We start from the raw sequence: 7,867 nt of genomic DNA, 5'->3' as shown, positions 1-7,867 counted from the left end.
TGAATCGAGAGATTCATAAGAAAACGTCATCCTTTCTAGTCTAGCTTTTTTAGAAAGAATAACGTTTTTTTACACTTGGGGGTAGTGAAGATTTTTAAGTTGATGGGCATGCCATGTAGACGTCATTGGAACGAATATTGAGAGTTTATTAAGCTGTGATTTTTATCAAAAAGGTGAAGCGATGAGAGTAATTGAAAAATATCCTGATATATTACACAAAACACTTGAATTGTCTGAACACTATTTGAGGTCGGCGAAAGTTGTAGGAAATGTATGTGTAGAAATGCTTGAAAAGGACGAACAATTACGTGAAATATTAAGTAAGTTGTAGAAATCACCATACGGCTGGGGGATGAAAACGAGATGGATGTGAAATATAGACCTGAACCATGGCAAAACATGGGAGATGGTATGAATCGAATTACAAAAGATGCACTCATGAAATTACGGGAAGCAAATGAGTCATTAAAAAGAATTGATGGAAGAATACGAGATTTAGACTCGGATGGTAGTATACATTTTAATCCTAAAGATCAATCGCAAAAAATCAGTGAATTACTTGATAGTTATACGACATTACAAAAATATTGCGGAGAAGTAGGGCGAATAGTCTCTGAACATATAGATAAACCTTTTTTAGTAGAAATGGATAAATTCGCTCAAAAAATGAGAGATACATCTATTCTCAGTTTCGAAACAAATAACCGAATTGGCTCTACAACAACGACAGTATTACCAGGTGCGCATGCAGGCTACGGAAGTGTACCACAAACAATACAGAAGAAGAAAGATAAAATAACAGTAGAAGATATTTTTAGAGATTCACCTGCATTTGATAACGTACTGAGAGGGGAGTACAAAGAACTAAAAAAACAAAATCCAGATGCAAAATTAAATTATGAAGAATACAAGAAAGTAGTCCCATCCACACGAGGATTTGAATACAAATCAATAGAAGATGAACAGAAAAAACTAGAAATGGTGCGAGACATAGGAATAGGCGTAGGGATAATCATCACAACAATCCTTTGTCCACCACTCGGGGCCGCTGCCGCAGTAGTATACGGAGGTGTACAAATAAAAAGCGGTATCGACGGAGAAGACTGGGGAACACATAGGAAATTGAGCCAAGAAGAGCGGGTAGGAAACATCATTTTTGGCGGATTAGATGCAATCCCAGTTGTTGGAGCGGTAGGAAAAGGAGTAAAAGCATTCAAAGGGACGAGTGAATTAGCTGATTTAGCCAAATTATTAAAATTCAAAGAAGGAATGCCTGGTTTTAATCCAAATTTGGGTAAAAATGTGGTACAATCATTGCGTGATAATAAAGCTATTATGCTTGACCGTTTGAAACTAGCAAGCCTTAAAATGGAGAAATCCGGAAATGAAAAGATGTATCAACTTGGCGAAAAAATAGCCAAAAGCATAGATGATAGGACAGCCAAATCGGCAAGTTTTGAAGTTGACGGAAATGGCTTACTAATATCTAAACAAGGTGGTACAGATCTCCAAAGCTGGGTGAATAAGCATCATACAGAAAGTAATAAGATTATAGATGATAAGATTAAGGGTGTAGAGGCTTCTCTTGCTAGTAAGGGTACGGATAATATTGGTAAGGGAGCCAGTGGGGCTAATGAATTCGATGATATCTTAATTGATTCATACAAAAATCTGAGGAAAAATAAAGAAATTTCAGGTCAAGCACATCATTTGAATCAAGATGCTGCTTTTAGAGACTATATTCCAAGAAATGATGGACTTTCTGTAAAATTGGAAGGAAATATATTTAAAGATATAGATAGCCCCCATTACAATGCTCATAAAAGTTTAGAAGATTTTTGGAATATTTACAGGAAAAATGGAGATCTAGCAGGGCTTAAGCCTAATTTAACAGACTATAACAATGCATTGAGAGATTCTTTAATTAATGCAGGGTTATCAGAAGCACAAGTAAACAAAGCAGTTTCAGAAGCGATCAAGCAACAAATAAATGCTGGTCTTTTGGCTGATGATTTCGTGCCTAGAATACCGGGGAGAATTAATTTACCAAAACCAAAACCTTGATGGAGGAAATAAAGTGAGATTAGAAAATGAAGTCGTGCAGTCTTTATGTAGAATTGATTTTTTATCACACACTAGAAAATTAGAAGTTGATTTTGAGATAGTACCAACTTTAAAATTGGCTAGTAAAAGTATTAATCAATTAAAGTGGGAGAACCTTTGTTTAGATAAAATAGGAGATGTTACTTCACATTTATTAAAGAATTATAAAGAAATGTATAATAAAAATTGGAATAATTTAGCGATGGATATAAAAAAGGAAATTATTCCCGTTGTTGATGAAAAATTGTCTGTTCTGATTAGTGAAGGACAACTTTTAGAAAACATGAAAAGTCAAATTTTATTTGATATAATGAATATCGCACTATATAAAAGTTATTCTTTAGTATGCGAGTCTGAATTTTATAATTGTTTATACGAAGTATATATAAATGGTTATATTCCATGTGGGTGGACTGGAGAATATCCTAAAGGAAATATAAAAGTTATATGATAAGGAGTGAAGTTTTTTGGAAGAAAATAAAGATTTCCTTAATGAATGTATGAATATTATAAATACTACCATATATAAGGTTTTTAAAATAGACATCAATGATGAACAAGAAAAGCAAATCTTAGGTGCATACCTTTTTGGAATGTTTAATGGATTAGGACACGAAAAAAATATTAAACCTGTTGACATACAAGGTGCTATGATTCAGATTTTAAACGAAAAACTAAATTATTCTTTAGAGTCTGCTGTTCAATTTAGCCAGTTTCTTATTAATTCCACAGATAAAAATTTCCATCCTACTATGTTTGCTATTATTCATAGAGGATTGGAAGGATATTTCATGTATAAAGATGGTAGAAATGAAGAATTATCACGAGATTTTCATGATATTATTGAAGTTGTTAAAACAGCAACTTAAATTAGAATTAAGATAGTATGTGCTATTTCACTAGATTCTATGAGCGAAGGAGAAAGATTTTTAAAGAATAAAGTGAAATGGCTAAAGCAAGTCATGGGCATGTTAAACTAGAAAGCGGTCGAGATAATTCAAAGCCAATTATTATAGTGAAAGTTTCTTGAGAACTTATTCGGAAACAGGGTACGATGCACATGAAAATAAAAATAAAAATGACATTTATAGTGGTTACTGGAGTTTTGAAAGTGGAGCAATCGTAAAAATTTTAAAATTAGATGACTCAACTTTGAAAGATACTTCGTACTACCCTTATGATATGGTGCATTACCAAGAAAAATAAATGTAAGAATCCACAGTGATAAACTTTTACACTGTGGATTTTTTTGTCCATTTAATCGTTTTATTAAGGGTGAAAAAAGTTCATTTTGTTAATCCAATAAGTAAACATGGTGATATAGGTTCTACTACAGCAAATAATGAGTTGTTAAAAATTATTGATAGTTCTCTAGATTATAGTACATTTAAAAGAAGATTAAAAAATTGAGCACATTATAGATTGGAAGATGGAATAAATTCATTACCTGAAGGCTTAAGATAATTGATGTTACTATAATTTGTATATAGGGGGATTCATTATGGAAAATCCAGGCGTAATGTCTTTATGGATAGGTAATTTTAGAACTAAGCAAAGCCTAAAAGAATATGTTGAGATTAAGTTTGATGAAGTTGGGGATAGAACTCAATCTAAATTCATGAGAGACTTTAATCTCGATTTTATTGATTATAACCAAGATTTATTAGAGAGCACCTTGATAGAGGACTCCACTACATCGTTGACTACCCTTTTAAGTGGTTCCTCTTACGAAACGGAAATTTTATCACAATTTGTGGAACATTACGGGGAAGAATTGCCAGAAATCTATGATTCTGTTATTAGATTATATGATTTTGAGTACGATGGAGATATAGATGAAGTTAAATTTATAAGTGGAAATTTAATTCATATGGGGTCAGTTGTATATGAGGAATGGGATGAATAGTTTGTGATTTAGTGAAGGAAACTAACACGATTAGCTACAGTAACTGTCTAAGTATTTATTGCTGGATTTATAGGTTATATACTAGAGTGATAAAGCATGTGGTACTAAAATTGTATACGCAGCCAGGTAAGGCATGAGAACGAAAAAGAATAGGCTGTTAAAAAGTAAAGACCTCATGATGGTTGTACCATCATAGAGTATTATGTGCAATGATAGAATAGAAAATGAAGTACGAGCTTAGGCGAGAAGACATTTTATTGTGCGACGAATATAAAGACATGGAATGGATATTAAATTAACGAACTCGTACAAACTCGTAAGTTTTAACATAGTAGTTGTCATGACATACAAAAGGTGTCATACTTTTACTACAAAACTTACAAATTTATGCTATTTAAAAACATATGAACTTAAAGCGCTTGATTGTCAATTAAAGGCAACAAGTGCTTTTTTGCGTTTTAGCGTAGAAATAATGTGGTACAATCGCTTAAGGAAAATAAGACTTAAAAAAATGCATTAGATGCTATGAAAAATACTCCTATTCCAGTAGCAGTTAGGACGGTGGATACTGGAATAGGAATGAAGCTTCCTTATATAGAATCTTCAACTGTTGGAGAAGTAGTTGGAAAGTTTTCAAAGGCAAGTACGGTAGCTAAGGATGACGCTTATCAACTTGCTAAGGGTACGGGTAATGGTAAGCATTTAAATGATGTACCTAAAATAAAAGAAATTGAAGTGAACTTTAATAGAAATGTAAAACATGATTCAGAAGAGTTTGCGAGACAATTAAAAGACCAAGAAAAAGGTATGAATGAGCTTACAGTGGATGAGTATTTAAAAAAATCGTGAAAGATACATAGCACAGGGGCGAGCTATTGAAGGGAATGCTGCTCAACAAGCTGCTAGAGAAGAAGCTTATGTACAAAAGGTAAATGAACTACAAAGAGAAGGATTAACGTTATCAAATGCCAAGAAAAAAGCCAAGGAATGGCTAGATACTCAAGCTGCACTTCACACCCCTGACCAGATAGCAGGTGGAAAGGTAGAAATAATAGGAGGTATGGGAGATAAAAGGATTAATTCTTCTATAGGTAGTCAATGGCGGTATAGAATTGATATTGTTGATGAACAAATTAAGGAATTAGCCAAAAACATGACACCAGAACAACTAAAAAGTACTTATTTGAATGTAAAATTAACACATTAGAGGAGGAGTTTAGATGGAACAATATTTAAAAGATTTTAAGTTGCATAATAAAGTTCCGAGTGAAATCATTGAAAAGTATAAACATGTAGTACCTAATGAAATAATAAATTTATGGAGTAATTATGGATTTGGTACATTTATGCAAGGGTATTTTAAAAGTGTAAATCCAGAGGAATTTAAAGAGATTTTGGAGGAGAGTAGTCAAAGATATAAGGATTCAATAGTATTGTTTGCTACGGGTATGGGAGACTTGGTTATTTGGTCAGATGGATATGTTAGATTACTTAATTACAGGTATGGTATAGTAAAGACCATTATGTTTACATTTGAATTTTTCTTTCAAAATATTACTGATTTAGAATTTAGAGATGAAGATTTATCTTGGCAACCTTATCCTGAAGCGCTTAAACAATATAATGAGTTAGATTACGAGGAGTGTTTTGGTTATACACCTCTATTAGGTTTAGGTGGAGCAGAAAAAGTAGAGAACTTAAAAAAGGTCAAATTAAAGGAACATATTCTTATTATTACTAGTTTTATGGGGCCAGTACAATAATAGAATAAGTAGATATTTTATTACTAGGTAAATAGAGATATAGGATTCGTTCAAATGACTTAGACTTACTACTTAATTTATATTCTACAAGCGAATATGATAACGAAACACATTAACACATATATAAATCAATGAAAAACAAAGTTTATGTGAAGTGGATAGAAAAAATAATAGGTTGTTTGAAAATACATACTCCATGATGGTTGTACCATCATGGAGTACTGTGTGCAATGATAGAATAGAAAACGAAGTACGAGCTTAGGCGAGATGACATTTTACATGGCGATGAATATAAACACATGGAATATATATTAAACTAACGAACTCGTACAAACTCGTAAGTTTTAATGTAGTAGTTGTTACCACATATAAAAGGTGTCATACTGTTACTACAAAACTTACAAATTTATGCTATTTTAAAAAATGAACTTAAAGCACTTGATTCTCTACTTGAGGCAACAAGTGCTTTTTTGCGTAGAAATTTAACAGAGCACTATAATTTTATTATGTAAACTTTTTACGTGATTTTTTATACAACTAAAGAGAAGAAAAATGTTCACTATTACTTTCATTTCTGTTATGAAAATTCTACAATAGAAAACAGAACATATATTTGGTATAATCAAAACATACTATATGAAACGATGTACATGAGTTTGAGATTTATGAAAAAAGGTAAGCAATACATAATAATAAATACGCTATAGGATTCAGTTCATATTATACAAATCAATCGTTAGAAAGGAACAGATGTAATGAATCAAATTTCATTTGAAGATTTATTTGAAGAAGAAAAAGAAAAGGTGGAGGTAGCTGAGGTATGTAAGGTACCAGCCCCTTTATCACCATTACAAAAAGATATTTTAGAATTAATTGATTCTGAAGAAATAAGTGCGCTTGAGCTATGTGAACGATTAATACGATCTGGTAAAATACCCGATGAAAGATTCACTACGAATAAGCCTAAAGCATATGGACAAGTATGTTTACTATTAGAAGGTTTTGTTACAGAAGGAAAACTTATTTTTATCAAAGATGATGAGAAAAGAGATAGGGTATATAAATTGAAAGAAGAAGTTTGAGATGTATAGTGGGAGATGAATGATTGGTTCCCTTTAACTTGCAGCTCCGTTAGTCTAGTAATGTCCACTAAAAAGGTGTCAATCTCTCCTAGATTGACACCTTCATACTTTTAACACCTTACATACTTACGCTTGAAACCAAGTCTTCCTCTATCAAGTTCTTTCTGAATACTTTCAGAAGCATTTAACAAACTGCTTTTTTTATTATCACGTTTGACTTCAACTATACCAACTTCTTTTGCAATCTCGACTGCTTTTTCATGTAGTGGTACATATGAGATTGCCACAGTGTTTAGGAAATTATTCATAGCGGATTTTGTTCGTTCTGGAGAATGATGAATTGTATCTTTCACCATTTCAAGCATATCGGAAATTTTACTTTCGGAAAACTCATTGTCTTTGCGATTTCCTAATAGCCAACAGTAGCAACTCCAGCCGGCAGACATTTTAAGCTCGTCCCCACTTGCAATCCATTTATCAGCAACATCTTGCGCAATATTTGACTCCGATAAAGTTACTGCCACTACATAATCAGATAGCATATAAAAATATGCCCCGTCTATCCAGCGATCAAAATCAGACTCACTCATAGCTTTTGGATCGGCAATAATACCTGCAAAGTACATAGCATCGTAGTTACCTGTGGCATAAAGTTCTTCAGCTAACTCTTGATTTAATTTTATTTTTTTAGCGATTGGTTTCATAGCACCTGTAGCTACTCCGAAAACCGGTTCGTGCGCACCGTTAGATATGTATATTTTTTTCGTTCGTTCCTTACCTAGAGCTTCAAGTTCTTGCATAACTGTTTTAAGATCCATAGTTGTGCAACTTCCTTTCTTCATGTGAAAGCCTTTTTAAGTCTTTCATATTTCTTATTTTAATACTAATTGTATTTAAGAGGTATGTCTACTTTCTAAAGGTATCGAAACTTGGTTTGAATTTTAGATGAAATAAAGAGCTAATTAAAAGGGTGGTATAATATAGAAAAAGTGAATGATGAACATCAAATAGGG

General features: G+C 32.5%; 7 protein-coding genes and 3 pseudogenes. 9 read left to right on the top strand and 1 reads right to left on the bottom strand.

Annotated elements, in window-relative coordinates:
* Window positions 1-103: 103 nt before the first annotated feature.
* The 9 genes and pseudogenes from MR168_RS21165 to MR168_RS21125 form a co-directional block, all read left to right on the top strand.
* Window positions 104-331: pseudogene (locus MR168_RS21165) on the top strand (MFS transporter); the annotation flags it as partial.
* 32 nt (window positions 332-363) lie between these two features.
* A complete protein-coding gene (locus MR168_RS21160; RefSeq protein WP_086411556.1) occupies window positions 364-2,064 on the top strand; it encodes a hypothetical protein in 1,701 nt (566 codons plus the stop codon).
* 13 nt (window positions 2,065-2,077) lie between these two features.
* The gene (locus MR168_RS21155) at window positions 2,078-2,554 is read left to right on the top strand and encodes a hypothetical protein (protein WP_086411557.1); all 477 of its coding nucleotides are present in this window, start codon (window positions 2,078-2,080) and stop codon (window positions 2,552-2,554) included.
* A gap of 16 nt (window positions 2,555-2,570) precedes the next feature.
* Window positions 2,571-2,972 (top strand): Imm48 family immunity protein, encoded by a 402-nt coding sequence (gene imm48 / locus MR168_RS21150; protein WP_000392122.1) that lies wholly within the window; start codon window positions 2,571-2,573, stop codon window positions 2,970-2,972.
* Window positions 2,973-3,102: 130 nt separating this feature from the next.
* Window positions 3,103-3,309: pseudogene (locus MR168_RS21145) on the top strand (PoNe immunity protein domain-containing protein); the annotation flags it as partial.
* A gap of 295 nt (window positions 3,310-3,604) precedes the next feature.
* Window positions 3,605-4,009, top strand: a complete 405-nt coding sequence (locus tag MR168_RS21140; RefSeq protein ID WP_000431157.1) for an immunity 22 family protein — start codon at window positions 3,605-3,607, stop codon at window positions 4,007-4,009.
* Window positions 4,010-4,480: 471 nt separating this feature from the next.
* Window positions 4,481-5,216 (top strand): annotated as a pseudogene (locus MR168_RS33715) (polymorphic toxin type 15 domain-containing protein); the annotation flags it as partial.
* Window positions 5,217-5,229: 13 nt separating this feature from the next.
* A complete protein-coding gene (locus MR168_RS21130) occupies window positions 5,230-5,772 on the top strand; it encodes a T6SS immunity protein Tdi1 domain-containing protein (RefSeq protein ID WP_048519269.1) in 543 nt (180 codons plus the stop codon).
* Between the two features lie 755 nt (window positions 5,773-6,527).
* On the top strand, window positions 6,528-6,854 hold the full coding sequence (locus MR168_RS21125; protein WP_001071909.1) for a DUF3895 domain-containing protein: 327 nt from the start codon (window positions 6,528-6,530) through the stop codon (window positions 6,852-6,854).
* Window positions 6,855-6,964: 110 nt separating this feature from the next.
* On the opposite strand, the gene MR168_RS21120 is transcribed toward MR168_RS21125, so the two are convergent.
* Window positions 6,965-7,672, bottom strand: coding sequence for a DNA alkylation repair protein (locus tag MR168_RS21120; protein ID WP_048538243.1), 708 nt, complete (start codon window positions 7,670-7,672; stop codon window positions 6,965-6,967).
* Between the last annotated feature and the right edge of the window lie 195 nt (window positions 7,673-7,867).

The sequence above is a fragment of the Bacillus cereus group sp. BfR-BA-01356 genome, from assembly GCF_022663635.1.
GTDB lineage: Bacteria > Bacillota > Bacilli > Bacillales > Bacillaceae_G > Bacillus_A > Bacillus_A cereus.
Note: the sequence above shows the minus strand (reverse complement) of the source record. Positions and strands in the feature narration are given on the sequence as shown.